The organism is Altericroceibacterium indicum, assembly GCF_009828105.1.
Taxonomy (GTDB): Bacteria; Pseudomonadota; Alphaproteobacteria; order Sphingomonadales; family Sphingomonadaceae; genus Altericroceibacterium; species Altericroceibacterium indicum.
The window spans coordinates 202,142-226,525 of record NZ_WTYQ01000005.1; the positions used below are offsets into that span (position 1 = coordinate 202,142).

The following is a 24,384-nucleotide window of genomic DNA, read 5'->3' on the forward strand; positions in this document are numbered from 1 at the left end:
CGGGGCCGCCATCCTACCTTCCGCAATACCTATTTCACCCGCGAGGGATGTGAAAAATGAATGAACTGAGCAAATTCACGAACCAGATCGCCAAGACCGAGACTTTCGATCAAATCCAGATCGGAATCGCGAGTCCTGAGCGTATTCGCAGCTGGTCTTTCGGCGAAATCAAGAAGCCTGAAACCATCAATTACCGGACCTTCAAGCCGGAACGTGATGGCCTTTTCTGCGCCCGCATTTTCGGGCCGGTAAAGGATTACGAATGCCTGTGCGGCAAGTACAAGCGCATGAAGTATAAGGGCGTTGTCTGCGAAAAATGCGGCGTTGAAGTCACCGTGACCAAGGTCCGCCGTGAACGGATGGGCCATATCGAACTCGCCGCTCCGGTTGCCCATATCTGGTATCTGAAGTCCTTGCCGTCACGCATCGGTCTTCTGCTGGATATGCAGCTCAAGCAGCTTGAGCGCGTGCTCTATTTCGAAAGCTATGTGGTGATTGAGCCGGGCATGACCCCGCTCGAAAAATTCCAGTTGCTGACCGAAGACGAACTGCTCGACGCGCAGGACGAATATGGCGAAGAAGCCTTCTCCGCTGGCATCGGTGCCGAAGCGGTCAAGATCATGCTCATGGATCTCGATCTGGAGCAGGAACGCGAAGATCTGCTGAAGGAACTGGCTGAAACCAAGTCTGCCCTGAAGCCGAAGAAGATCATCAAGCGTCTCAAGGTTGTAGAAAGCTTCATTGAATCCGGCAACCGCCCGGAATGGATGATCCTCGAAGTTGTGCCGGTTATCCCGCCTGAACTGCGCCCACTGGTGCCGCTCGATGGTGGCCGTTTCGCAACCTCGGATCTCAATGATCTCTATCGCCGTGTGATCAACCGCAACAACCGCCTCAAGCGTTTGATGGAACTGCGTGCGCCGGACATCATCGTCCGTAACGAAAAGCGCATGTTGCAGGAATCGGTTGACGCATTGTTCGATAACGGCCGCCGTGGCCGGGTCATCACGGGTGCGAATAAGCGTCCGCTGAAGTCGCTGTCTGACATGCTCAAGGGCAAGCAGGGACGTTTCCGTCAGAACCTTCTGGGTAAGCGCGTTGACTATTCGGGTCGTTCCGTGATCGTGACCGGTCCGGAATTGAAGCTTCATCAGTGCGGCCTGCCAAAGAAGATGGCGCTCGAACTGTTCAAGCCGTTCATTTACGCTCGCCTTGATGCCAAGGGTCTTTCCATGACCCTGAAACAGGCCAAGAAATGGGTCGAAAAGGAGCGCAAGGAAGTCTGGGACATCCTTGATGAAGTGATCCGTGAACATCCGGTGATGCTCAACCGCGCACCAACGCTTCACCGTCTCGGCATTCAGGCGTTCGAACCCGTTCTGATCGAAGGTAAGGCGATCCAGCTTCACCCGCTGGTCTGCTCGGCCTTCAACGCCGACTTCGATGGTGACCAGATGGCTGTTCACGTGCCGCTTTCGCTGGAAGCCCAGCTTGAAGCACGTGTGCTGATGATGTCGACCAACAACATCCTGTCACCTGCCAATGGTAAGCCGATCATCGTGCCTTCACAGGACATGGTGCTGGGCCTTTATTACCTGTCAATGGATCGCGCTGGCGAACCAGGTGAAGGCAAGGTGCTGAGCGACATGAAGGAAGTGCATCAGGCGCTTCATGTCGGTGCGGTGACACTGCATTCTTCGATCACGACGCGGGTTCCGCAGACGGATGAGAACGGCAATCAGTATATGATGCGCGTTCAGACGACGCCGGGTCGTATGCTGATCGGTGAATGTCTGCCTAAGAAGCACACAGTGCCGTTTGAAGTCATCAACCGCGTCCTGACCAAGAAGGACATTGGGGACGTGATCGATCAGGTCTATCGTCACACGGGCCAGAAGGACACGGTTCTGTTCGCCGACGCGATCATGAGCCTGGGCTTCCGCCATGCGTGCCGTGCGGGCATTTCCTTCGGTAAGGATGACATGATCATCCCTGAATCGAAGGTCGAAATGATCGAACAGACCAAGACGCTGGTTGCCGATTATGAGCAGCAGTATCAGGACGGTTTCATCACCCAGCAGGAAAAATACAACAAGGTGATCGATGCCTGGAGCCGTTGCGGTGACCAGGTTGCGAATGCCATGATGGAAGACCTGAAGGCGCGTCCGAAGGACGAGAATGGCCGTGAAGCGCAGATCAACTCGATCTACATGATGAGCCACTCTGGTGCCCGTGGTTCCCCGGCCCAGATGAAGCAGCTTGGTGGTATGCGTGGTCTGATGGCCAAGCCATCAGGTGAAATCATTGAAACGCCGATCATCTCGAACTTCAAGGAAGGTCTGACCGTTCTTGAATACTTCAACTCCACCCACGGCGCCCGTAAGGGGCTCGCCGATACGGCTCTTAAAACGGCAAACTCGGGTTACCTGACTCGCCGTCTGGTTGATGTATCGCAGGATTGCGTGATCGTTGAAGAAGACTGCAAGACCAGCAATTCGCTGGAAATGCGGGCCATTATTCAGGGCGGTTCGGTGATCGCATCGCTGGGTGAACGTATTCTTGGTCGCACCACGGCTGAAGATATCGTCAACGCAGCGACCGGCGAAGTCATTGTGAAGTCGGGCACTCTGCTTGACGAAGCGATGGTGGCTGAAATCGAAGCGGCTGAAGTGCAGAGCGCACAGATCCGTTCACCTCTGGTATGCGAAGCAACGCAGGGCGTTTGCGGCAAGTGCTACGGGCGTGATCTTGCGCGTGGTACAACGGTGAATATCGGTGAAGCTGTCGGCGTTATCGCTGCGCAGTCCATCGGTGAACCGGGCACGCAGCTCACCATGCGTACCTTCCATATTGGTGGTGCAGCTCAGCTCAACGAAACCTCGCATCTTGAATCGATTTCGGATGGTACGGTGGAATACCGTGACATGCCGACTATCGTTGATAAGCGTGGCCGTCGTCTGTCGCTGGCCCGTAACGGCGAAATGGTCATCATCGATGCCGAAGGCCGTGAACGTGCTATTCACCGTCTGCCTTATGGTACCATGCTCATGTTCGAGGATGGGGCGAAGGTGAAGGAAGGCGATCGTCTGGCTGAGTGGGATCCGTTCACTCTACCGATCATCACTGAACAGTCGGGTGTCGTGCGCTATCAGGATCTTGCTGAAGGCAAGACTATGGAAGAGCGGACTGACGAAGCAACGGGTATGACCCAGCGCGTCGTCATCGAATATCGCGCAAGCGGCCGGGCCAAGAAGGAAGATCTGCGTCCGCGCCTTACTCTTCTGAACGAAGGTTCCGACGAGAGTGAAGCAGCACGGTATATGCTGGCTCCGGGCACAACGCTTTCCATCGAAGATGGTCAGCAGGTTGAAGCAGGCGACATTCTGGCTCGTGCCAGCCGTGAAGCTGCCAAGACCCGTGATATTACCGGTGGTCTGCCACGCGTTGCGGAACTCTTCGAAGCACGTATCCCGAAGGACAATGCGGTTATCGCCAAGATTTCCGGCCGGATTGAATTCGTCCGCGATTACAAGGCGAAGCGTAAGATCGCGATTGTCCCGGAAGAGGGTGATCCAGTAGAATATCTGATCCCCAAGACCAAGGTGATCGACGTTCAGGAAGGCGACTTCGTCAAGAAGGGCGATACGCTTATCTCTGGCAGCCCGAACCCACATGATATTCTCGAAGTTCTCGGTATCGAGGCTCTGGCTGAATATCTCGTGGCTGAAATCCAGGAAGTCTATCGTCTGCAGGGCGTGAAGATCAACGATAAGCACATTGAAGTGATCGTTCGCCAGATGCTGCAGAAGGTTGAAATCACCAATGGTGGTGACACCACGCTTCTGCCAGCTGAACAGGTCGATCTGGAAGAAATGCTGGAAGTGAATGCCAAGCTTGGCCGCGGTAAGCAGCCGGCTGAAGGCAAGCCGATCCTTCTCGGGATCACCAAGGCTTCGCTGCAAACCCGCAGCTTCATTTCTGCCGCTTCTTTCCAGGAAACCACCCGCGTTCTGACGCAGGCTTCGGTTGAAGGTAAGAAGGATTCCCTGATTGGCCTCAAGGAAAACGTCATTGTGGGTCGTCTCATCCCTGCCGGTACCGGCGCGGGTATGAACCGCATCCGCGTGGCCGCTTCCGGTCGTGACGCTGCCATTCGCGCCCAGTATCAGAAGATGCAGGAAGCGTTGATTGCCGCCGAAACGGCAGAGGAAGAGCATCAAGCTGAGTTGAAGCAGGGGGCTGAAGCGGCCATCGGCGATGATCCGCTGGCCCGCATGGAAGGTGCAACGCACGGTCTTGATGCTGATGCTGGCGAATATCTCCAGCAGAGTGACGAAGGCGAAGCGGCAACACCTGACGACGACGCATAAGCCACTCTGATCTTCTGACCACAATCACCCCGCCGGAGCGATCCGGCGGGGTTTTTTGTGTCTGATGTTCGCTCTGTCTTGCCGGGCGCGGAGGGCAGGGCTAGGCGCTGTTTTATGTCCATCGTAACCCGCTTCGCCCCGTCGCCCACTGGCCGCCTTCATGTCGGCAATATCCGCACAGCTCTCCACAATTGGATGCTGGCGCAAAAACATGGGGGGCGCTTTCTGCTGCGGATCGACGATACCGATCAGGAACGTAGCGAAGAGCGTTACGTGGAAGCCATCCGTACTGACCTGGCATGGCTGGGCCTGTCCTATGATGGGGAGGAGCGTCAGTCTGACCGGCTTGCCCATTATCAGGCTGCTTTCGAAACATTGCAGGCCGCAGGCCGGATATATCCTTGTTATGAAAGCTCGCAGGAGCTGGATATCAAGCGCAAGATTCAGCTCGGGCGCGGTATGCCGCCAATCTATGATCGCGCTGCTCTTTCCCTGACAGAGGATGAGCGGGCCGCCAAGGAAGCTGAGGGCATTGCCCCCCATTGGCGTTTCAAGCTTGACCATGAAGAGATGATCACATGGGAAGACGGCATTCGCGGAGACCAGAAATTTGACCCGGCGCAGCTTTCTGATCCGGTCATAATGCGCGCTGATGGCTCATGGCTTTATATGCTGCCAAGCGCAGTGGATGATATTGAAATGGGGGTCACTGACATCTTGCGCGGTGAAGACCATGTTTCCAACACTGCCGTTCAAATTCAGATGTTTACCGCGCTTCATGCTGCACCTCCGCGCTTTGCGCATGAAGCGCTTTTGGTAGGACGCGAAGGCAAACTGTCCAAGCGGCTTGGCTCACTTGGTTGCGATGCGATGCGGGAAAACGGGATCGAGCCGGAAGCGATTATCGCCATGCTGGCAAGGCTTGGTACATCGCAGCCGGTTGAACCTGTCCTTGATCGCAAGGTTTTGATTGAGAGCTTTGATCTCAGCACATTTGGTCGCGCTCCGGCCAAGTTTGATGACGATGATCTGCAGCGTGTAAACACGGCCATCGTCCATCAAATGCCTTATGATGCGGTGTCAGAGCGCCTACCTGAAGGCATGGATGCGAAAGGTTGGGAAGCGGTGAGGCCTAACCTTGGCACTGTTTCTGATGTGGCCGAATGGTGGACACTGGTCACAGGCCCGATCAATCAGCCCCCATTTGATGCCGACACCAAGCTATTCCTCGCCCAAGCCGCCGAAGCACTTACTTGGGGCGATGAGCCTTGGGGTACACTGACACAGGCGCTCAAGGAGCAAACAGGCCGCAAGGGTAAGGCACTGTTCCTGCCGTTGCGTCAGGCGCTGACCGGGCTGGATCACGGTCCTGATATGAAAGCCATGCTCCCGCTGATCGGCGAAGCTACTGCCCGCGAACGTTTACAAGCGGCTGCCAATTCCTGACAGCTGTTCAAAGGCTTCATCCGCTATAACGGATGAAGCCGAAACGTTCACGTTCCGGCACACCGGCGTCGCGCAGGCGGCTGATGATGGCGTGCACCGCACCTGGCGGCAGAGCGTGTTTGGGAAGCGGATTGAATAGGGCGTGCGTTTGGTAGAGGAGTAAGGTCTCTGGCCCATCCAGCCAGCAGTGAAAATCACCCCAAGGATAGTGCGTTGAGCCATTTATCAAGGTGAAGGACAGCGTTTCATCGTTCCAGCGCAACGTCAGCTCTTCTGACAAAGCCTTATGCTCTCGATAGGCGCGTTTGGCGCGCCACTTAGCCTGAATGTAACTCACCAGAATGATGACCAAAGTGGCGATAATCGCCACAGGCACCATGGTAATCAGTACGGCAATCTCCGGCGTCTCATCAGAGTAAATTTCAATTCCGATGAGGATGATGGCATAGATTGCCCACATGACGCCGGCGACGATCAGCATATTCTGCCAGCGGATGGCTCCGGCCCACCAGGCGCGTTGCGCAGCTATCAGGTCGCTCTCGCTGAGCAGATAGCGGATTTCGGGAAAAGAAGGTGCATTCATGAAGTGTATTCTTAACCCGCAATGCCAAAAGCAAAAGCCCCCCATGCGTGGAGCATGAAGGGCTTTTAAAAGTGTGTTGCGTCGTGATCTGTGCCCTTAGGCTACGGTATCATCCACGCGGTCCAGCCCATAGGCTGTGTGAAGGACGCGAACAGCCAGTTCAACTTCATCTTCGTCAATCAGCACCGAAACCTTGATTTCGGATGTGCTGATCGCCTGCACATTGATGCCGCGCTCAGCGAGTGCTTTGAACATGGTTGCGGCCACACCTGCATGGCTCTTCATGCCGACACCCACCACGCTCACCTTGGCAACATGTGCATCGGTGATGATGCGGTTGAAGCCGATGGCATCGCGCTTGTCTTCAAGCAGGGCCTGTGCGCGGGCAAGATCCGCCTGTGGCACGGTGAAGGTAACGTCGGTTTCACCCTTATCGCGGCCGACATTCTGGATAATCATATCGACATTGATCGACGCTTCAGCCAGCGGGCCGAAGACAGAGGAGACCGCACCGGGTTTATCCGGCACGCGCGTCAGAACGATGCGCGCTTCGTTTCTGTCATGGGCGATTCCGGTGACAAGCTGACGTTCCATATGCAATTCTTCCATTTCGTCGTCAGAGACGATCATCGTGCCGGGAATTTCATCGGCCAGAGGGGCATTTTCATCAATGAAGGAGGAAAGCACCTGAACGCGCACATTCTCCTTCATAGCGAGGCTGACCGAACGGGTCTGCAGAACCTTGGCGCCTACAGAGGCCAGTTCGAGCATTTCCTCGTAAGTGACATATTTGAGTTTGCGGGCTTTGGCCACGATGCGCGGATCGGTGGTGTAGACACCATCGACATCGGTGTAGATGTCGCAGCGATCTGCCTTCACCGCTGCGGCAATGGCAACGGCTGATGTGTCCGAGCCGCCGCGCCCCATAGTGGTGATACGATTTTCATCAGACACACCCTGAAAGCCGGGAATCACGGCGATCTGGCCGGATTGCATGGCTGCAATCAGAGCTTCTGAATCGATTTCATCCACCCGTGCTTTTGCATGGGCTTCAACGGTTTTCATCGGCAATTGCCAGCCAAGCCAGCTGCGGGCCTTGCAACCCATGCTCTGCAAGGTGAGCGCGAGCAGGCCGGATGTGACCTGCTCACCGCTCGACACGACCACGTCATATTCAGCCGGGTCATAGAGAGCGTTGGCTTCACGGCAGAAGTTTACCAGACGGTCTGTCTCGCCAGCCATGGCAGAGACGACCACCGCAACTTCATGTCCGGCAGCTTGTTGACGGCGCACAATATTGGCTACGCGGCGAATACGTTCGCTGCCTGCCATAGAGGTGCCACCGAATTTCATTACGATACGGGCCAATTCGCGCCTTCTCCTGCTGGTGCGGATACTCGCGCGCTGTTAAGGCTGTGGAATGAGCAATGCAACTGTCCAGTCTGAAACAATCCGTCCTGAAGAGGCCCAACATTTTGGTGCTCTTGCTGCTGACTGGTGGAATCCGCAAGGATCTTCCGCCATGCTCCACAAGCTGAACCCGGTCAGGCTGTCTTTCATTCGCGAGTCTATCGATCTGCACTGGGGCGGTGATCCTGAGAGTATTCGCCCGCTTTTGGGCAAAAGTGCCGTGGATGTCGGCTGCGGGGCAGGCTTGCTCTGCGAACCGCTTGCGCGCCTGGGGGCCACGGTGACGGGTGTAGATGCGGCGGCAGAAAATATTGCTGCGGCGAGCGCCCATGCGCAAGGGTCGCAACTGCCTATCATCTATCGCCACGGCGAGTTGGGGCAATTGGGGCTGGGTCAGTTCGATCTTGTCACTTCAATGGAGGTGATTGAACATGTGGCTGATAAGCGCGCCTTTGTGGGCGAGCTGGCTGCGCGCCTTGCGCCAGATGGGTTGATGGTGCTCTCCACACCCAACCGGACACCTGCATCGCGCTGGCTATTGGTCAAGGCTGCGGAGGCCATTGGCGCTGTGCCGAGGGGCACGCATCATTGGGAAGATTTCATCACACCGGAAGAATTTGTAGATTTACTGGCAGAGGCAGGGTTGGAAACCAGCGCCCCTAAAGGAATCGCCTTTAGCCCGATGAAGGGGCTGCATTTGTCTGACGATCTGTCGCTGAATTACATCTTCACGGCATGGCGTAAGGATTAAGCCTGCGCCGCTGATGTCACCTCGGAATGGTCTCCGGGTGACATCAATGGACGCAGCCTGTGTGTTACTTCAGTTCCTTGGCCCATTCAGCCTTGTCAAAGCCGACCAGCAGGCCGCCATCATATTCCACCACCGGGCGCTTGATCATGGAGGTGTGCTCCTGCATCAGCGCGATGGCCATGGGCTGATTGAGATTGGCCTTCTGCTCTTCGGGAAGCTTCTTGAAGGTGGTGCCACGGCGATTGACGAATACTTCCCAGCCTTTGGCATCGGTCCAGTCTTTCAGGCGGTCCCCATCGGCACCATCCTTTTTGTAATCGTGAAAGGTATATTCAATACCTTCCGCTTCGAGCCATTTGCGGGCCTTTTTGACAGTGTCGCAATTGGGGATGCCGTAGAGGGTGATACTCATGAAATGTCCTAGGAATCTTGTGACCGGTTGAACTGGTGGATGCGCGGATCAGGGCAGGCAAAGAGCGTATAGCTTTCGTAATAGCGTTCCCGACCGTGGTGCTGGGCAATGCGATGTTCGGCATGGGCACCCCACTGGCGCGCATGTTCCTCGCTCATCCATTCACTGATCGTCACCACTTCGCCGTCATCGGCAGTGTAGGCCTTAAGCGCCAGAAATCCGGGGCTTGCAAGTGCCAGTTGCTCCATGCGGAGATTCTCTGCCTCATAAGCAATCGGGTCGAGATCGGCGCGCTTGCGATTGCGAAACACGACGAGATACATGTCATTACCCTTTCAGATGAGCATCCGCTATGGCCACCGCCAACGCATCGGCTGCATCCGAGCCAGACACTTTGGCCAGCGGAAGCAGGATTTTCAGCATGGCCTGCACTTGCTGTTTTTCAGCCGCGCCGGTGCCGACCACAGCTTTTTTGACGAGCCGGGTAGAATGTTCATTCACCGGAAGGCTCATTCGCCCGCAGGCGGTCAGAACTGCGCCGCGCGCATGGGCAAGCTTCAGGGTGGATTGCGGGTTCTTATTAACGAACACCTCTTCCACCGCTGCCCGATCGGGCTTGTAAGTCTCGATCACCGCGATCAACGCATCATGGAGATGCAGCAAACGCTCTGGCATTGGAGATTTGGCATTGGTGGACACCTGGCCATTGGCCACATGGGAAAGGCGCGGGCCATCGACCCGCACCACGCCCCATCCGGTACATGTCAGAGAAGGATCAAGTCCAAGAATCAGCACGAGGCGTGCCAGTTCTTAACCGAGCTTCTCCATCACTTCGTCGGAGACTTCGTAATTGCCCCAAACGGTCTGCACATCGTCATCATCATCAAGCGCGTCGATCAGCTTGAACAGGGTCTGCGCATCGCCTTCTGCTACATCAACGGTGAGGTTGGGCTTCCATGCGAGCTTAACAGTTTCGGCTTCGCCCAGTGATTTCTCCAGCGTGCTGGCAACACCGTGCAGATCTTCAGCGGCAGTCCAGATTTCATGCTCGTCATCGCCGGACTGAATATCGTCAGCACCTGCTTCCATCGCGGCTTCAAGAACCTTTTCTTCGTCGCCAACAGATGCCGGATAGACGATCAGGCCGAGGCGTTCAAAACCATGGCTCACTGCGCCCGATGCACCAAGGTTGCCGCCATTCTTGGAGAATGCGGTGCGCACATTGGTGGCAGTGCGGTTGCGGTTGTCGGTCAGCGCTTCAACGATCAGCGCAACGCCGCCGGGACCGTAGCCTTCATAGCGGATTTCTTCATATTCATCGCCTTCATTGGCCGACGCCTTGTCGATCGCGCGTTGAATATTATCCTTGGGCATGGATTGCGCTTTGGCTGCGTTGATCGCAGCGCGCAGACGCGGATTCATATCCGGGTCGGGCATGCCCATTTTGGCCGCGACGGTAATTTCGCGGGAAAGTTTGGAGAACATCGCGGAGCGCTTTTTATCCTGCGCGCCCTTGCGGTGCATGATATTTTTGAACTTGGAATGGCCTGCCATGGGAACCTTCGAAATTGTATGTCCGGGCCAGCCACGTCACGCGGCTTACCCTCTCGCGGTTGCTGCCTTTACACCGCAGAGCGCCTAAAGGGCAACACTGGCCAGAAAAGCAAGGTTTTGAAGCTGGTTTAGACGATGACGGCGGTGCCCGAAACGCTGACCATCAGCATAGACCCATTCTGGCCCAGGACTTCATAGTCAATATCGACGCCCACCACCGCATTGCCGCCCAAGGCTTTCGCTTCGCTTTGCATTTCAGCGATGGCTTCCTTGCGGGCGCGGGCCAGCACTTCTTCATATTTGCCCGAGCGGCCGCCAACAAGATCGGTGATGGATGCAAATATGTCGCGAAACAGGTTCGCACCAACAATCACTTCACCCGTCACCACGCCGAGATAATCGCGCACCGGGCGTCCTTCAATCGCGGTCGTGGTGGTAACAATCATGCGGTCGCTGTGCGAGTTGTCGCTCCAGGGGCTGGCCATACTTTCATCCTCTTAATCTGTTATAAACTTCTCTGTTGAGCGTAATGCCTGACAGAGAAGTTCGAAACAGAATTTATGAGATGCCAAGCGCTGCTTTGTAAGTATCGAGAATGGTTTCCATCTCATTGCGGTCATCGGGCTTCATTTTGCGCAGGCGGACCACCTGGCGCATGATCTTGGGATCATAGCCGACGGCTTTGGCTTCAGCGTAAACGTCGCGAATATCGTCAGAAATGCCCTTCTTTTCTTCTTCAAGTCGCTCAATGCGTTCAATGAGAAGACGCAGGCGGTCGTCATGGGCTTCGGCCATCGGGGTAACTCCAGGAATATTCGAGAATCAATTGGGGCGGCGTGATAGCGCTGTGCCGGGCAATGGTGAACCCATCCCCGGAATTTTACCCACCATGAGCATCATTTGGGCGTGTTTCGTTTCACACTCGCTTCCATTCGGGCGAGCTGTTCCGCGGTTGCGGGCGTTTGATAGCGGTCTTTCCATTCATCCATCGGCATACCGTGAATGATTTCGCGGGCCGTGGCCTTATCAACATCGGCTCCCGCTTCGCGAATCCAGTCAGCCAGGCAGTTACGGCAAAAGCCGGAGAGTCCCATAAGATCAATATTCTGTGCATCATGGCGATGGCGCAGATGGCGGACAAGCCTCCGAAAAGCCTCTGCGGCCACCTGATCGGGCAATTCATCCAGCGGATCATTCACTTTGGTCATTTTTGGTCCTTGTCTTGTCTCATTGCTATGCCATAGGCGTGGGTCATGGCAAAATTTCAACCGCGTGACCGTAAGGTCAAAATTCTCGCTACTGTTGGCCCCGCAAGCAGTGATCCCGAAATGCTCAGGCGGCTTGTGCGCGCAGGCGCTGACGCTTTCCGCCTTAATATGAGTCATGGTGATCATTCGATCCATGAAAAGAGCTTTGAGGCGATTCGCGCGCTCGAGAAGGAATTCCAGCGCCCGATCGCGATTTTGTGCGATCTGCAAGGGCCGAAGTTGCGGGTTGGCGAATTCAAGGATGGCAAGGCGCTCATCGCCCACGGTGCGCGCTTCACGCTAGATCGCAATCCAGAACCTGGCGATGCAACCCGTGTCCAGCTTCCCCATCCTGAATTGTTTGGTCTGCTCGAAAAAGGCCACCGTCTGCTGATTAACGATGGCAAGATTCGTATGCGTGTGCGTGAAGCGACGCCCGATGCGATTCATTGCACGGCTGAAGTTGGCGGGGTGATTTCCAACCGTAAGGGGGTGAATGTCCCTGATGCTGAAGTGCCGATTCCGGCTCTGACAGAAAAAGATCGCCGCGATCTGACCTTTGCGATTGAGCACGGCGCTGACTGGATCGGCCTGTCCTTCGTTCAGCGCCCGGAAGACATCGCCGAAGCGCGCAAATTGATGGGCGGTTACGGCTCGCTCTGCGCCAAGATTGAGAAGCCGCAGGCGATCAAACGACTCAATGAAATTATCGAATTGTCCGATGGTGTGATGGTTGCGCGTGGGGACCTTGGGGTGGAATTGAACCCTGAAGAAGTCCCGCCGCTGCAGAAGCGCATCGTCAATTTCTCACGCACGCTTGGCAAGCCGGTCATCGTGGCGACTCAAATGCTTGAGTCCATGATTGAAAGCCCATCACCCACCCGCGCCGAAGTGTCAGACGTCGCCAACGCTGTCTATGATGGTGCTGATGCGGTGATGCTGTCGGCTGAAACGGCCGCTGGTGACTGGCCGGAAGAAGCGGTCCTGATGATGGATCGTATCGCGGCCCAGGTTGAACGCAGCGACGATTTCAAACAGCGCGTGCGTTTTCTGGAAACACCGCCTGACGCGACAACGGCTGATGCGCTTTCCCATGCCTGCATGACGATTGCCGATACTGTGCCGATTCGCGCTATTGTGACTTTCACGGCCAGTGGGGCTTCCGCACGGCGGGTGGTCCGCGAACGGCCTTCCGTGCCAGTGATGGTGCTGACGCCCTCTGCCGTGACTGCTCGCCGCACAGCGCTGCTGTGGGGGGCCTATCCAGTGATAACCAAGGATATTGGCAGCTTTGAAGAGATGATCGCCAAGGGCAAGCGTATGGCTTTGCGCCATGGCTTTGGTGATGCGACTGATAAATTGATCGTGCTGGCTGGTGTTCCGTTTGGTACACCGGGCGCCACCAATCTTCTGCATGTCGTCACCCTTCAGGGCGATGAATTGAAGAAGCACGAAAATTAAGAAAGAACTCTTCGCGCCGATGAGGGAGCAAGGGCGCGAAGAGTTATAAGCCAAAGCCAGCGGAGCACTGGCTTTGGCCTATGGTTCGAACCTTTACAGTGCTTCAGCGAGATCCGGGCTGACCCCTTCCAGCATTTCAGCCGATGGCGCTTCCATACCAAGGGCCTTGGCAACGCCTGCACCATAGTCCGGGTGGCACCGGGTGCAGTTGTTGATGTGCCGCTGCTTGATGAAGTCGAGCGCATCACCCATCGCACGTGCTGTGTTGTCAAACAGGACCTGCTTTTGCTCATTGCTCATCAGGTTGAACAATGCGCGGGGTTGGCTGAAGTAATCGTCATCATCTTCACGGAAGTTCCAGAAATCGGCGTTGCCGTCGATTTTCATCGGAGGCTCGCGATATTCCGGTTGCTCAAGCCACTGGCCAAAGCTGTTCGGCTGGTAATGTGGCAAAGAGCCATAATTGCCATCCATCCGGCCCATTCCATCGCGGTGATTGGTCATGACCGGGCAACGCGGCGCATTAACCGGGATCTGATGGTAATTCACGCCCAGACGATAACGCTGCGCATCGGCATAAGCGAAGAGGCGGGCCTGCAGCATTTTGTCAGGTGAGAAAGAAATTCCCGGCACCGTGTTGGAAGGTGCAAAGGCGCTCTGTTCGACATCCTGAAAGTAGTTTTCAGCATTCCGGTTCAGTTCGAATTCGCCGACTTCAATCAGCGGGTAATCTGCTTTGGGCCAGATTTTGGTGAGGTCGAAGGGATGGAAGCCGCAGGTCGCTGCCTCTTCTTCATTCATCACCTGAATATACATGGTCCATTTGGGGAAGTCATCACGTTCAATCGCGTCGAACAGGTCACGCTGATTGGATTCACGGTCCGCTGCCACCACGGCTGCTGCTTCTTCATCCGTAAGATTTTCAATGCCTTGCTGGGTCTTAAAGTGAAATTTCACCCAGAACCGTTCATTGGCACTATTGATGAAGCTGTAAGTGTGGCTGCCAAAGCCGTGCATGTGGCGATAGCTTTTGGGGATGCCACGATCAGACATGACAATCGTAACCTGATGGAATGCTTCAGGGAGCAGGGTCCAGAAATCCCAATTATTCGTGGCCGAACGCATATTGGTTTTGGGATCGCGCTTTACTGCCTTGTTGAGGTCAGGGAATTTGCGCGGATCGCGCAGGAAGAAGACAGGCGTATTATTACCGACAAGGTCCCAATTGCCTTCTTCAGTGTAGAATTTCAGTGCAAAACCGCGAATATCCCGTTCGGCATCAGCCGCGCCGCGTTCACCCGCAACAGTGGTGAAACGGGCGAACATTTCGGTTTCCTTGCCCACTTCGGACAGGAATTTCGCACGGGTATAGCGGGTGATGTCTTTGGTAACGCGAAAAGTGCCAAATGCGCCTGAACCCTTGGCATGCATCCGCCGTTCGGGAATGACTTCACGGTTAAGGTTGGCGAGTTTTTCCAGGAGCCACACATCTTGCATCAGCAGCGGACCACGCGGCCCTGCCGTGTAGCTGTTCTGATTATCGACGACGGGCGCGCCGAATGCTGTGGTCAGCGCGGTTTTTGGCAGGTTTCCGTGCATGACGGGACATTTGCCGCCTGAATTTCCATTATCCATGAGATCACTCCTCTGGTTGATGAAAACAGATGTAGGAGAGTTCATGATTTCGGTAAAACCGATTAAACACGTAACTATAATCGTTATATGCGATTTAATGCAGCGCGCATGATGCAGCTTCTCATTGCTTGCGGCTTGCCGGTCGCGCTCAGGCTAGGTAGGGCGGCAAACCCTTATTTGAGAAGATGCGATCCATGACCCTTTATCCCAAAACCCATGAACTGATGCGCCGCGGTGCGGAATTCCTTGGCACGGAACATGCCATTCTCTGCGGTGCGATGAGCTGGGTTTCGGAACGTAATCTGGTGGCGGCGATCTCCAATGGCGGTGGTTTTGGTGTCATTGCCTGCGGCGCCATGACCCCCGATCTGCTGGATGCTGAGATCGCTGCCACCAAGGAGCTGACGGATAAGCCCTTCGGTGTGAACCTCATTACCATGCATCCTGATATCTTTGATTTGATTGAGGTTTGTAAGAAGCATGGCGTGACCCATGTGGTGCTGGCAGGCGGCATTCCGCCCAAGGGCAGCGTGGAAGCGATCAAGGCTTTTGGGGCGAAAGTGATTGTTTTTGCACCGACAATTGCGCTGGCCAAAAAGCTGTTCCGTTCCGGCGCCGATGCGCTGGTGATCGAAGGCTCGGAAGCCGGCGGCCATATTGGCCCGGTGTCCACCAGCGTGCTGGCGCAGGAATTCCTGCCGGCGCTGGCGGAAGATCACCTGGTGTTTGTGGCCGGCGGCATTGGCCGCGGTGAAGCGATTGCCGGATATCTCGAAATGGGCGCTGTTGGCGTTCAATTGGGCACGCGTTTTGCCTGTGCGACAGAGAGTATTGCCCACCCGGATTTCAAGAAAGCATTCTTCCGCGCCAATGCCCGTGATGCGGTTTCGAGCGTTCAGGTTGATGCGCGTTTGCCCGTGATTCCGGTGCGTGCGCTGAAGAATAAGGGTACGGATGAATTTACCGCCAAACAACGCGAAGTGGCGGCTTTGCTGGATTCCAACTCGGTTGAGATGATGGAGGCCCAGCTTCAGATTGAACGCTATTGGGCAGGGGCTTTACGCCGTGCGGTGATCGATGGCGATGTTGAAAATGGCTCGATTATGGCCGGGCAATCGGTTGGTATGGTCAAGCAGGAAGAGCCTGCGGCTGAGATCATTGCAGGCCTGATGGCTGAATCCGAAGCAGCGTTGGCTCGGCGATAATTGATGGGGGCTAGCGCGACCTAAAGGGGCCTTAAAGGCCTCTAGAGATACTGAAGGCAACAAAAAGGCCCCCGAGAGTGTATCTCGGGGGCCTTCTTTATTTTGCGTCTCGCTAAAGCTTAGCGATTGGTGCGCCAGCCTTCAGCGTAGTTTTCACGAGCAACCGAAGAATAAGGCACCGGCGATACAATCGCGCGGACTTCGATCTGCTTGTGTGGTTCAACCGTGGTCTTCTTGGAGCCGCCGTCTGGTTCGCCCCAGATGACCTTCAGTTCGGTGCCTTCGGGGATTTCGTGATCCACGGTGGCGAGGCTCAATGCCTTCTTTTCGTTGAAGGAGTAGCCGGTGAACATCGACAGGCCGACATTGGTGCCGCCAGCATCAACCACCGAATCGTAGTTGGAGTTGGCATAGTTGGCGAGCGGCAGGTCGAAGAACTTGTAAGGAACGCCGCCTTCTGGATCGAAGAGCGAGCCCATGATCTTCTTCATGTCGTCGCTGTTCCATTCCAGCGTGACCTTCTTGCGCTGTTCCGCAGGGTTCAGAGCTTCGAGAGCTTCACGGCCGATGAAGTCGTGATCGAACTTCACGAACGGACCGTAGCCCAGTTCCCATGGGTTGAGGTAGTAGTCTTCGATGTTTTCGGAGACGAAAGAACCACCGATGGCGCCCACGGCTTCGTAGCTATCCGCACCGAGCCACTTGCGATAGTCAGCCAGCTTGTCGCCGGTGTAGATCGGAGGCAGCGGGGAAGGGATCCAGCCCGATTCCAGCGTGTTGGACGGATAGGCGCGGCTACCGACCGGCACGATGCCGAATTCTTCGCCAGCCTTGAGGATTTCTTCCTTGATGTAGTCCTTTTCTTCGTAAGGACCCCAGAGTTCAAGGCCAGGTGCGCCGGACATGCCGTGGCGAAGTGTACGAACGGTTTTGTTACCGATCTTCATTTCGCTCATGTTGAAGAACTTCAGCTTGTCGAGCTTTTCGCCGTGCAGCTTTTCGATGATGTCCCAGGCCTTGGGGCCCTGGATCTGATAGCGCCAGCTGATGCGGCTGATGGGCTTGCCCATCGGGCGGCTTGGCGAGCGATCATCATGGACGATTTCGACATCATACTTGCCGACTTCTGCCTGATACATCAGCCAGTTTGCAGCAGGTGCACGGCCCACATAGACGAATTCTTCTTCAGCGAGCCAGAAGATGATGCCGTCGCCGATCACATGGCCATAAGGCGTGGTCGGAACATACTGCTTGGCTTTGTTGACGGCCCAACCCTTAGGGGAGTTGATCATCGTGTCGGAGAGGAGCTTCAGCGCATCCTTACCACGGATGTAGAGGTCAACCATGTGGTGTGACTGGTCGAACAGGACGGCGCTGTGCTGCCATGCCCACTGTTCAGAACGCCAGTTGTGAAATTCAGGAGCCACGACCGGGTACACATAGGCACCGATCTGTGAATTGCGGAGCATGTCGACAATGCTCGACTGCTCAGCAAGTTTTTGTTCTAGATTTGCGGCCATGTTAGTTTCCTCTCTCAAATGAAACCAAAACTCTGAAAATTTGTAAGCACTACATACTAAATTTTGCCCATGCTGCAAGCCCAAAGGCAGGATATCGTTAGGGAGCTATAAGATGCGCGTCGAGTCCCTCGACCATATCAACATCATCACTGATCGGATGGAGGAAACCGCCCGATTTTACAGCGATTTATTGCAGTTGGAACGGCGCAATGCGCCGCCGCCACTGACCCCGGAAAACGCCATCTGGATGTTTGATGAGGCAGGCCGTGCGATAATTCACATCAACAGTGTGGACTGTCCACGCACTTATGATCGTCCTGTCAAACCCGGATCTCTGACCGGCGCACTGCATCATGTGGCGCTGAAGTGTGAAGGCTATGATTCGGTGATCGCCAGGCTGAAAGCAGCAGGGGCCGATTTTCAGGAAAACTATGTGGCTGCGATCAATCTGCGGCAGATTTTCACCGCTGACCCGAACAATATTCTGCTGGAATTGAACTTCTTCGCCCAATGATCGAATGACACCACTGCACGTCTTTTATCGTGGCGCGGTGCCTGCCGTGGTGGTGCGATACATCTCGCGGCGGAAACCGTCATAATCGTTGGCGGCAAGATGCAGCGTGGCGCGGTTATCCCACATGGCGACCATGCCCACTTCCCAGCGCAGGCGGAACGTCAGCGCGTGGTTGGTGATATGACGGCGGAGAAAATCGAGTAGCGGGCGGCTTTCTTCCTGTGTCAGCCCTTCAATCCCCACGGCATAGACTTCATCGACATAGAGCGCTTCTTCGCCCGTCTCGGGATGAGTGCGGACCAGTGGGTGAAAACGGCCTTCCAGCGCCTCGCTCTTTTGCTGCTCATCGGCAAAGGGCAGGGCCTTGCCGGCCACCTTGGCCTGTGTCGCATAATTGGCGGCAGCGGACATATGGACCCGCAAGGGGCGCAGCATATCCTGCATCACCGGGCTCAGGAAGCGGAAGGCGAGCGCCGTATTGGCCCAGACCGTGTCGCCGCCATAGGGCGGAATCTCGACCGCGCGCAGCATGGTGATGGAGGGCGGTTCTGCCAAAAAAGGTGAATCGGTGTGCCACCCTCCACCGAACAGCGCCTTGGAGCGGGTTTCGGCTTCCTTGATGATCGGGTGAACATTGCGGTGCCCTTCTGTCCCTTGCGTATAGGCATCGACGGCGAAGGGACCAAGGCGAGCGGCAAAGGCTTCATGTTCTTCATGAGAGAGATGCTGATCGCGCAGGAAGAGGATCTTGTGGCGATGGAGAGCATGGCGAAATTCGGCAAACGCCGCTTCGCCAAGGTCACTGAGGCGAATGCCGCACACTTCTGCGCCAAGGGCTGCGGCCGCAGGTTTTACACTGATATGCTGATAATTGTGCGCAGCATTGTCAAAATCGCCATGCAGGCTGATCTTTGCCTCTTCCATCAATTCCTCTCCATTTGTCAGCGGGGTTGAGCCATCGCACCAACCCCGCCATCCGCGCTTATGCCAATTCGATCACGGTTTTGCCGAAGCTATCGTTGCTATCGGCATGGGCATAGGCCTTGTCTGCTTCTTCAAAGCTGAAGCGTTTGCCGATGACAGGCGTGATACCATTGGCGTCCACGGCTGCATTCAATCTTTTGGCCATGGCAGAAGAGCCCACGAAAATCCCGCGCATCAATCCGGCAGACATCATCAGCCCGCGCGGGTTTGGACCGCCTTCGGGTGATAGGACACCAATGAAGCCAATTTCCCCTTCCATGGCGAGGGCATTCATGGATTGTTCGGCCGTACCGGCGCCGCCGACCTCGACGACTTTGTCAGCCCCGCCGAAATGTTCCTTCACATAAGCGCCCCATTCGGGTGTGCTCTTGTAATTGACCGTATGGGAAGCGCCTAGAAGTTTCACCTTTTCAAGCTTTGCATCGGACGAACTGGTGGCGATCACTTCAGCGCCGCAGGCCCGCGCGATTTGTAGTGCGATCATGGAAACACCGCCGGTGCCGAGTACCAGAACCTTGTCTCCGGCTTTTACGGGGCGTGGGCCTTCAACAAGCGCATTCCATGCGGTTACGCCAGCACAGGGCAGACAGGCCGCTTCGCCAAAATCGAGACTCTTAGCCATCGGGACCACGCCGCTTTCAGGCAGGACCACATATTCGGCCAGCACGCCGGGTGCTTGGCCATCGCCCAGCGCGGGGCTTTGGCGTGGGGGGCCTTCTTCCCAATGCGAAAAGAACGCGCTTTGCACGCGGTCCCCTTCCTTGAAGCGGGTGACACCTTGCCCCACAGCAGCGACTTCACCTGCGCCATCGGACAGGGGAATCGTTTCCCTGGTGAGCTTGCCGCCAAAGTAATGGCCTGATGCGATCATGAAATCGCGGTAATTGAGCGACCATGCCTTCATGCGGATCAGCACTTCACCGGGGCCGGGTGAGGGCTGTTCCACTTGATGCAAAGCGATCTGTTTGTAGCTGTCTGAGTTTGCGGGAAGCATCCATGCGCGCATGGTCGATCTCCTGTCATTTATGGGTGCCCCTGATAGGGCATTCATAGTCACAACTATTGATCGCCGCTCCAGGTCCGAAGGCCGGGGGCCGTGCGGTCTTCGCTTTGCAGCGCCTTTGCCACGGCCGGGCGTGCTTTGACCCGATCACGCCAATCCACCGTGCGCGGAAAGCGGTTTTCCACATCGAGATCGGGGAACATCCGCTCCACCATCGCGCCGCAATGGGCAAAGAAATTGATATCGGCCAGAGTATAGGTCGATCCGGCGAGCCACGGTGTTTCACCCAATTGGGCTTCGACCTTGTTCATCGCATATTCGATCTTTTCCATCGCATTGGCAAGGTCCGCTTCGGAAAAGCCGGAGCGGGCCTGCATCCATTTCTTGCGTTGATCGGGCAGCGGCACATGGCTCATCAATTCTTCGAAATCGCCGCTTTCAATATTGCGTGCGATGACCCGTACCAGACGGTGCCAGCCATGCATGGACACGTGGTTCATCACATGTTCGTCGACGAATTTGTTCCAATAGCGCATCCGCGCTGCGCCTGCCGGATCGGTGGGGCGTAAATGCCCGGATTCCGGCTGTGCGTCGGGGAAGACATCTTCGAGATATTCATTGATGACGGTGGTGTGGGTGACGATCGTGCCATCATGGTCAAGCACCGGCACCTGCCCTTCCGGGTTGATTGCGGTGAACCAATCGGAATGTTGTTCGAACTTGTGCAGATCGACATAGATTGATTCATAGTCGAGCCCCTTCTCAATCAGGGGGACCATGCTTTTCAGCGAATTGGCCAAAGGTTCGGCGTGGTAATATTTGATCGCCATTTCACTCTCCCAAATGTGGCCTTTGAAAAGCCATCACATTTCTATGCTTTCGAGCACGCCACCATCGACCGCCCAATCCTGCCCGGTCACATGGCTGGCGGCATCGGAGAGCAGGAAGGCGGCAACTGCAGCCAATTCTTCCGCTGAACCCATCCGGCGTTGCGGCACACGTGCTTCGATCTTGCCCTTCTGATCGGCCGGAACTTCGTCCAGCATCGGGGTTTCGATGAAACCGGGGATCACGCAATTGCAACGTACGCCTTGCGGGGCAGCCTCCACCGCTACAGCGCGGGCGAGGCCCAGCACCGCGTGTTTGGACGCCACATACCCCGCATTCATCGCCATGCCGCGTTTGGCGGCAAGGCTAGCGGTGATGAGAATAGCGCCGCGTCCGCGCCGGGCCATAGCGGGCAACACATGTTTGATCGCCCAGAAGGGCGCCTTCAGATTGACGGCAAGAACCTGATCGAAGGTTTCGTCGCTATATCCGCTGATCGGGGCAAACGCTCCACCAATTCCGGCATTGAGAAACAGGCCATCGATCGGCCCTTGTATTTCCACCAAGCTATCGAGTGCGGCGAGCAAGGCGGCCTGATCCGCCACGTCTGCCGCAACCCATGTCGCAGCGGGGCCGAGCTGGGAGGCCAATTCCTCCAGCAGCCCGGCACGGCGCGCGATAAGCGAGACTTTGCCACCGGCCTCAACGATCCGCTGAGCGGTCGCCTTGCCAATCCCGGTTGATGCGCCGGTGATGACGACATGATGTCCGGTGAAGTCCATTGAGCATCCTTACAGGTTTTGAGCCGCCACGTTTTCGCAGTCGGCTGGTCATCACATCAGGACAGGCCGAGAATTCTTGCGGCATTGTCCTTCATAATCAGGGGCATAACTTCATCCTTGAAGCCCACTTCCTTGGCCGCTGCGATCCATTTATCCGGATGAATCAGCGGGAAATCTGACCCGAAGAGCATCTTCTTTTTCAGTTGCGTGTTCGCATAGCGAATGATCTGGGGCATGAAATATTTCGGGCTCCAGCCAGACAGGTCGATGAAGACATTGTCTTTGTGCAGCGCCATCGACAGGCTTTCATCCACCCATGGCCAGCTTGGGTGAGCCAGAATGATCTTCATGTCGGGAAAGTCCACCGCCACATCGTCAATCAGCATCGGCTGGCCATATTTGAGCCGCATCCCGCCGCCGCCGCGCATTCCGGTGCCCATGCCCGAATGGCCGGTGTGGAAAATCACCGGGAGCTTATATTCGTTAATCACTTCATAGATCGGATAGGCCATCCGGTCGGCTGGATGCGCGTTTTGAGCGATGCCGTGGAATTTGAAGCCTTTGACACCATGATTCTCGATCAGATCGCGGGCTTCGCGCGCGCCATATTTGCCTTTGTGCGGATCAATGCTGGCAAAGGCCATGCAAATATCATCGTTCTTCTGGGCAAATTCGGCGATCTCGTAATTGGATACGCGCTTGGCACCCATACCGCTTTCGCAATCGACCGTGAACAGGCACAGGGCAATCTGTGTTTCACGGTAAAGTTCAATGATTTCAGGAATCTTTGGCCGTTCACGAGGCGCTTTGAAATAGGTGCTGGCTGCGTCGAAATATTTGCCCATCACCGGATCTTCGGGGTCATGGCAGGACACTTCGGCGTGGACGTGAACGTCAATCGCCCGAATTTTACTGAGATCTATAGGCAAGGATCTGCTCCCGATAATTTTGCGTTCATCTTATACTCTCCAAACGAGTTGCGAGAGCCCGAAAGGTCGTCGCGGTGAAACCATAGAGCGGACCATGTGTGCCCTGCTTTATGGTTTCAGCTTTTTTAGCCTAGCCCCAGCGATTGATTTCCGGGCCGGGGGCGAAAGCATGGGATGGGTCGTCAACCGTCGCGTGCGCCAGAGCCGCCTTGATACAAGGCCGTTGCTCCAGCCGTTCCATCCATGCCGCAGCCCGCAGTTTTCCCTTGAAAGCCGCTGCTTCCAGCGCAGCCATCGGGCGCAACCAGGCGAAGGTCTCAAGATCGGCGATGGAGAAATCCCCCATCAGCCATTCGCGGCCATCGGCAAGCTTTTCTTCAACCCGTTCAACGAATTGCGCGACCTTGGTTTTGCTATCTTCCAGCTTGGCTGCATCCACCCGGTTATCGCGTAAATCCTGCCAGCGTTCACGCAAATCATCACTGAAAACGCTCTTGGCAATGGCGGAAAACTCTGCCTCATCCATCGCGCCAACCACGCTCTGCGAAGTGGCCAGATTGCCGATATAAGCGACTGCCGGGGCAAGCCGTTCTGTTGTTTGACGGCACCACATCATCATTTCCCAATGGGCATAGGCATCCTTGGGCTGCAGCCCGCAGCTGCCTGCCGCATCATCGAAATATTGCGCGAGGAACACCGCCTCGCTCATGGTTTCGCCATCTTTCAGCAGAACCGGCCCTTCGCCTTCCACCGCCATATCACTGGCGAGTGTTTGTTCCGCGCCGGGGAGTGTGTACCGCTCCCCTTTCAGCAGGTTGATCGAGCGGCATTCAATGTCCAGCCCGCTTTCGGCCAGCGCTGCCAAAACGCTCAAAGAGGGGCCATTGGGCTCACCATGGTAGAGAATTGCAGTGGCCATCAGATATCCTCCATGATGAGGCTATAGCGATGGGCAAGGTCGGTCTTGCCCATTTTCCATGTCTCCTGAACCGCCGGGCGCAGGTAGACCGTTTTGAGCCAGCGCATGATGTTGGGGGTCCGCTCCTTACTCGCGAAATGCGGATGGGAGAGCGGTAGCGAATAGGTGGAATTGAAGATGTTGATATCGGCGAGCGAATAGTGATCGCTGCCGACATATTCGCGCTTGCCGAGTTCTTCTTCCAACCGGTCGATCCCGAAGCCCACGCGGCGCTTGCTTTCGGCCAGTTCCTCTTCACCAAATTGCCCAAACATGGCCTTGCGCCATGCGCGGCGGCGTTCAGGCAAGGGTATGCGTTCAATCAGCGCTTCCAATTCTTCCTTGGGTTTCTGGCGGACCATCGGGCCAACAAAGGTGCTCCACCCGATCATGGAGAAGCTGGGGCCAAGCCATTGATCCATGAACTTCATCCACCAGCGGATACGCCAGCGATCCTGCGCATCGGCTGGCATCAGTTCCGGCCCCGAAAATTCCTCATCCACATATTCCATGATCGCGGTGCTTTCGGTCAGCACACGGGCACCATGGGTCATCGCCGGGATCGTACCTTGCGGGTTGATCGCGAGATATTCCGGCTTGTGCTGGTCGAATTCCAGCATGTTGATGTAATGCGATTGGAAGGGCACACCCTTTTCCATCAGGGCCAGCATAGGCTTGCCTGAATTGGCGTTCGGCTCCCAGTGATAGAGCGTGACGTCAGCCATGATCTCTCCGATTTTTCAGCCTCTTTTTCAGGGCTGTTGTTTGTAAGTCATACATACAATCAGGCGG

Annotated in this window: 24 protein-coding genes; 6 read left to right on the plus strand and 18 right to left on the minus strand. The window is 55.9% G+C overall.

What is annotated here, in order from left to right:
• Positions 1-56 precede the first annotated feature (56 nt).
• Both rpoC and gltX read left to right on the plus strand, forming a co-directional pair.
• Positions 57-4,370 carry a DNA-directed RNA polymerase subunit beta' gene (rpoC, locus tag GRI39_RS13175; protein WP_160740186.1) on the plus strand — a complete coding sequence of 1,438 codons (4,314 nt, stop codon included), beginning with the start codon at positions 57-59 and terminating at the stop codon, positions 4,368-4,370.
• Positions 4,371-4,484: 114 nt separating this feature from the next.
• Entirely contained in the window at positions 4,485-5,816 is a 1,332-nt protein-coding gene (gene gltX / locus GRI39_RS13180) for a glutamate--tRNA ligase (protein WP_160740187.1), read from the plus strand.
• A 16-nt stretch (positions 5,817-5,832) separates the two neighbouring features.
• Here gltX and GRI39_RS13185 read toward each other — a convergent pair whose 3' ends face one another.
• Complete coding sequence (locus GRI39_RS13185; protein WP_160740188.1) at positions 5,833-6,399, minus strand: YcxB family protein; 567 nt, start codon at positions 6,397-6,399, stop codon at positions 5,833-5,835.
• Positions 6,400-6,495: 96 nt separating this feature from the next.
• Entirely contained in the window at positions 6,496-7,767 is a 1,272-nt protein-coding gene (locus GRI39_RS13190) for an aspartate kinase (protein WP_160740189.1), read from the minus strand.
• 52 nt (positions 7,768-7,819) lie between these two features.
• On the opposite strand from GRI39_RS13190, the gene ubiG reads away from it, so the two are divergent.
• Positions 7,820-8,560, plus strand: coding sequence for a bifunctional 2-polyprenyl-6-hydroxyphenol methylase/3-demethylubiquinol 3-O-methyltransferase UbiG (gene ubiG, locus GRI39_RS13195; protein ID WP_160740190.1), 741 nt, complete (start codon positions 7,820-7,822; stop codon positions 8,558-8,560).
• Between the two features lie 64 nt (positions 8,561-8,624).
• On the opposite strand, the gene GRI39_RS13200 is transcribed toward ubiG, so the two are convergent.
• The 7 genes from GRI39_RS13200 to GRI39_RS13230 all read right to left on the minus strand — a co-directional run bounded on the left by GRI39_RS13200 (position 8,625) and on the right by GRI39_RS13230 (position 11,734).
• Positions 8,625-8,972: an ArsC family reductase gene (locus tag GRI39_RS13200; protein ID WP_160740191.1), complete on the minus strand. Its 348-nt coding sequence runs from the start codon at positions 8,970-8,972 to the stop codon at positions 8,625-8,627.
• An 8-nt stretch (positions 8,973-8,980) separates the two neighbouring features.
• Positions 8,981-9,295 carry an antibiotic biosynthesis monooxygenase family protein gene (locus GRI39_RS13205; RefSeq protein ID WP_160740192.1) on the minus strand — a complete coding sequence of 105 codons (315 nt, stop codon included), beginning with the start codon at positions 9,293-9,295 and terminating at the stop codon, positions 8,981-8,983.
• Between the two features lie 4 nt (positions 9,296-9,299).
• Positions 9,300-9,767 (minus strand): crossover junction endodeoxyribonuclease RuvC, encoded by a 468-nt coding sequence (gene ruvC, locus GRI39_RS13210; RefSeq protein WP_160740193.1) that lies wholly within the window; start codon positions 9,765-9,767, stop codon positions 9,300-9,302.
• A gap of 15 nt (positions 9,768-9,782) precedes the next feature.
• Positions 9,783-10,526, minus strand: coding sequence for a YebC/PmpR family DNA-binding transcriptional regulator (locus GRI39_RS13215; protein WP_160740194.1), 744 nt, complete (start codon positions 10,524-10,526; stop codon positions 9,783-9,785).
• Between the two features lie 128 nt (positions 10,527-10,654).
• Positions 10,655-10,972, minus strand: coding sequence for a heavy metal-binding domain-containing protein (locus tag GRI39_RS13220; protein ID WP_160740233.1), 318 nt, complete (start codon positions 10,970-10,972; stop codon positions 10,655-10,657).
• Positions 10,973-11,084: 112 nt separating this feature from the next.
• Positions 11,085-11,321 (minus strand): DUF2312 domain-containing protein, encoded by a 237-nt coding sequence (locus GRI39_RS13225; protein WP_160740195.1) that lies wholly within the window; start codon positions 11,319-11,321, stop codon positions 11,085-11,087.
• 101 nt (positions 11,322-11,422) lie between these two features.
• Positions 11,423-11,734: a DUF1244 domain-containing protein gene (locus GRI39_RS13230; RefSeq protein WP_160740196.1), complete on the minus strand. Its 312-nt coding sequence runs from the start codon at positions 11,732-11,734 to the stop codon at positions 11,423-11,425.
• Positions 11,735-11,779: 45 nt separating this feature from the next.
• On the opposite strand from GRI39_RS13230, the gene pyk reads away from it, so the two are divergent.
• Positions 11,780-13,234 carry a pyruvate kinase gene (gene pyk, locus GRI39_RS13235; protein ID WP_160740197.1) on the plus strand — a complete coding sequence of 485 codons (1,455 nt, stop codon included), beginning with the start codon at positions 11,780-11,782 and terminating at the stop codon, positions 13,232-13,234.
• Between the two features lie 93 nt (positions 13,235-13,327).
• Here the strand turns inward: pyk and GRI39_RS13240 are convergent, their stop codons facing one another.
• Positions 13,328-14,869, minus strand: coding sequence for a catalase (locus GRI39_RS13240; protein ID WP_281351883.1), 1,542 nt, complete (start codon positions 14,867-14,869; stop codon positions 13,328-13,330).
• A gap of 194 nt (positions 14,870-15,063) precedes the next feature.
• Here GRI39_RS13240 and GRI39_RS13245 point away from each other — a divergent pair, with 194 nt between their 5' ends.
• Positions 15,064-16,074: an NAD(P)H-dependent flavin oxidoreductase gene (locus tag GRI39_RS13245; RefSeq protein WP_211371609.1), complete on the plus strand. Its 1,011-nt coding sequence runs from the start codon at positions 15,064-15,066 to the stop codon at positions 16,072-16,074.
• Positions 16,075-16,193: 119 nt separating this feature from the next.
• Here the strand turns inward: GRI39_RS13245 and ligM are convergent, their stop codons facing one another.
• Positions 16,194-17,594 (minus strand): vanillate/3-O-methylgallate O-demethylase, encoded by a 1,401-nt coding sequence (gene ligM / locus GRI39_RS13250; protein ID WP_160740199.1) that lies wholly within the window; start codon positions 17,592-17,594, stop codon positions 16,194-16,196.
• A 112-nt stretch (positions 17,595-17,706) separates the two neighbouring features.
• Between ligM and GRI39_RS13255 the strand changes: the two genes are divergently transcribed.
• Positions 17,707-18,108: a VOC family protein gene (locus GRI39_RS13255; RefSeq protein WP_160740200.1), complete on the plus strand. Its 402-nt coding sequence runs from the start codon at positions 17,707-17,709 to the stop codon at positions 18,106-18,108.
• A gap of 24 nt (positions 18,109-18,132) precedes the next feature.
• Here the strand turns inward: GRI39_RS13255 and GRI39_RS13260 are convergent, their stop codons facing one another.
• The 7 genes from GRI39_RS13260 to GRI39_RS13290 all read right to left on the minus strand — a co-directional run bounded on the left by GRI39_RS13260 (position 18,133) and on the right by GRI39_RS13290 (position 24,317).
• Positions 18,133-19,032 carry a TauD/TfdA dioxygenase family protein gene (locus GRI39_RS13260; protein ID WP_160740201.1) on the minus strand — a complete coding sequence of 300 codons (900 nt, stop codon included), beginning with the start codon at positions 19,030-19,032 and terminating at the stop codon, positions 18,133-18,135.
• Positions 19,033-19,090: 58 nt separating this feature from the next.
• Positions 19,091-20,098, minus strand: coding sequence for a zinc-dependent alcohol dehydrogenase family protein (locus tag GRI39_RS13265; RefSeq protein ID WP_160740202.1), 1,008 nt, complete (start codon positions 20,096-20,098; stop codon positions 19,091-19,093).
• Positions 20,099-20,151: 53 nt separating this feature from the next.
• Positions 20,152-20,925, minus strand: a complete 774-nt coding sequence (locus GRI39_RS13270; protein ID WP_160740203.1) for a glutathione S-transferase family protein — start codon at positions 20,923-20,925, stop codon at positions 20,152-20,154.
• Between the two features lie 33 nt (positions 20,926-20,958).
• Positions 20,959-21,705 carry an SDR family NAD(P)-dependent oxidoreductase gene (locus GRI39_RS13275; RefSeq protein ID WP_160740204.1) on the minus strand — a complete coding sequence of 249 codons (747 nt, stop codon included), beginning with the start codon at positions 21,703-21,705 and terminating at the stop codon, positions 20,959-20,961.
• Between the two features lie 56 nt (positions 21,706-21,761).
• The gene (locus GRI39_RS13280) at positions 21,762-22,634 is read right to left on the minus strand and encodes an amidohydrolase family protein (protein ID WP_211371610.1); all 873 of its coding nucleotides are present in this window, start codon (positions 22,632-22,634) and stop codon (positions 21,762-21,764) included.
• Positions 22,635-22,764: 130 nt separating this feature from the next.
• On the minus strand, positions 22,765-23,553 hold the full coding sequence (locus GRI39_RS13285; RefSeq protein ID WP_160740205.1) for a glutathione S-transferase family protein: 789 nt from the start codon (positions 23,551-23,553) through the stop codon (positions 22,765-22,767).
• Positions 23,553-24,317 (minus strand): glutathione S-transferase family protein, encoded by a 765-nt coding sequence (locus GRI39_RS13290; protein ID WP_160740206.1) that lies wholly within the window; start codon positions 24,315-24,317, stop codon positions 23,553-23,555. Before GRI39_RS13290 ends, GRI39_RS13285 begins: the two co-directional genes overlap by 1 nt.
• Positions 24,318-24,384 lie beyond the last annotated feature (67 nt).

What these genes read in the sequence shown, in the direction of transcription:
- ubiG (WP_160740190.1), top strand. Translation starts at nt 7,820, where the DNA reads ATGAGCAATGCAACTGTCCAGTCTGAAACAATCCGTCCTGAAGAGGCC.
- GRI39_RS13215 (WP_160740194.1), bottom strand. Translation starts at nt 10,526, where the DNA reads ATGGCAGGCCATTCCAAGTTCAAAAATATCATGCACCGCAAGGGCGCG.
- GRI39_RS13205 (WP_160740192.1), bottom strand. Translation starts at nt 9,295, where the DNA reads ATGTATCTCGTCGTGTTTCGCAATCGCAAGCGCGCCGATCTCGACCCG.
- GRI39_RS13255 (WP_160740200.1), top strand. Translation starts at nt 17,707, where the DNA reads ATGCGCGTCGAGTCCCTCGACCATATCAACATCATCACTGATCGGATG.
- ligM (WP_160740199.1), bottom strand. Translation starts at nt 17,594, where the DNA reads ATGGCCGCAAATCTAGAACAAAAACTTGCTGAGCAGTCGAGCATTGTC.
- GRI39_RS13260 (WP_160740201.1), bottom strand. Translation starts at nt 19,032, where the DNA reads ATGGAAGAGGCAAAGATCAGCCTGCATGGCGATTTTGACAATGCTGCG.
- GRI39_RS13230 (WP_160740196.1), bottom strand. Translation starts at nt 11,734, where the DNA reads ATGACCAAAGTGAATGATCCGCTGGATGAATTGCCCGATCAGGTGGCC.
- GRI39_RS13290 (WP_160740206.1), bottom strand. Translation starts at nt 24,317, where the DNA reads ATGGCTGACGTCACGCTCTATCACTGGGAGCCGAACGCCAATTCAGGC.
- GRI39_RS13200 (WP_160740191.1), bottom strand. Translation starts at nt 8,972, where the DNA reads ATGAGTATCACCCTCTACGGCATCCCCAATTGCGACACTGTCAAAAAG.
- GRI39_RS13240 (WP_281351883.1), bottom strand. Translation starts at nt 14,869, where the DNA reads ATGGATAATGGAAATTCAGGCGGCAAATGTCCCGTCATGCACGGAAAC.
- GRI39_RS13245 (WP_211371609.1), top strand. Translation starts at nt 15,064, where the DNA reads ATGACCCTTTATCCCAAAACCCATGAACTGATGCGCCGCGGTGCGGAA.
- GRI39_RS13270 (WP_160740203.1), bottom strand. Translation starts at nt 20,925, where the DNA reads ATGGCGATCAAATATTACCACGCCGAACCTTTGGCCAATTCGCTGAAA.
- GRI39_RS13220 (WP_160740233.1), bottom strand. Translation starts at nt 10,972, where the DNA reads ATGATTGTTACCACCACGACCGCGATTGAAGGACGCCCGGTGCGCGAT.
- GRI39_RS13285 (WP_160740205.1), bottom strand. Translation starts at nt 23,553, where the DNA reads ATGGCCACTGCAATTCTCTACCATGGTGAGCCCAATGGCCCCTCTTTG.
- GRI39_RS13185 (WP_160740188.1), bottom strand. Translation starts at nt 6,399, where the DNA reads ATGAATGCACCTTCTTTTCCCGAAATCCGCTATCTGCTCAGCGAGAGC.
- GRI39_RS13275 (WP_160740204.1), bottom strand. Translation starts at nt 21,705, where the DNA reads ATGGACTTCACCGGACATCATGTCGTCATCACCGGCGCATCAACCGGG.
- GRI39_RS13265 (WP_160740202.1), bottom strand. Translation starts at nt 20,098, where the DNA reads ATGCGCGCATGGATGCTTCCCGCAAACTCAGACAGCTACAAACAGATC.
- gltX (WP_160740187.1), top strand. Translation starts at nt 4,485, where the DNA reads ATGTCCATCGTAACCCGCTTCGCCCCGTCGCCCACTGGCCGCCTTCAT.
- rpoC (WP_160740186.1), top strand. Translation starts at nt 57, where the DNA reads ATGAATGAACTGAGCAAATTCACGAACCAGATCGCCAAGACCGAGACT.
- GRI39_RS13225 (WP_160740195.1), bottom strand. Translation starts at nt 11,321, where the DNA reads ATGGCCGAAGCCCATGACGACCGCCTGCGTCTTCTCATTGAACGCATT.
- pyk (WP_160740197.1), top strand. Translation starts at nt 11,780, where the DNA reads ATGGCAAAATTTCAACCGCGTGACCGTAAGGTCAAAATTCTCGCTACT.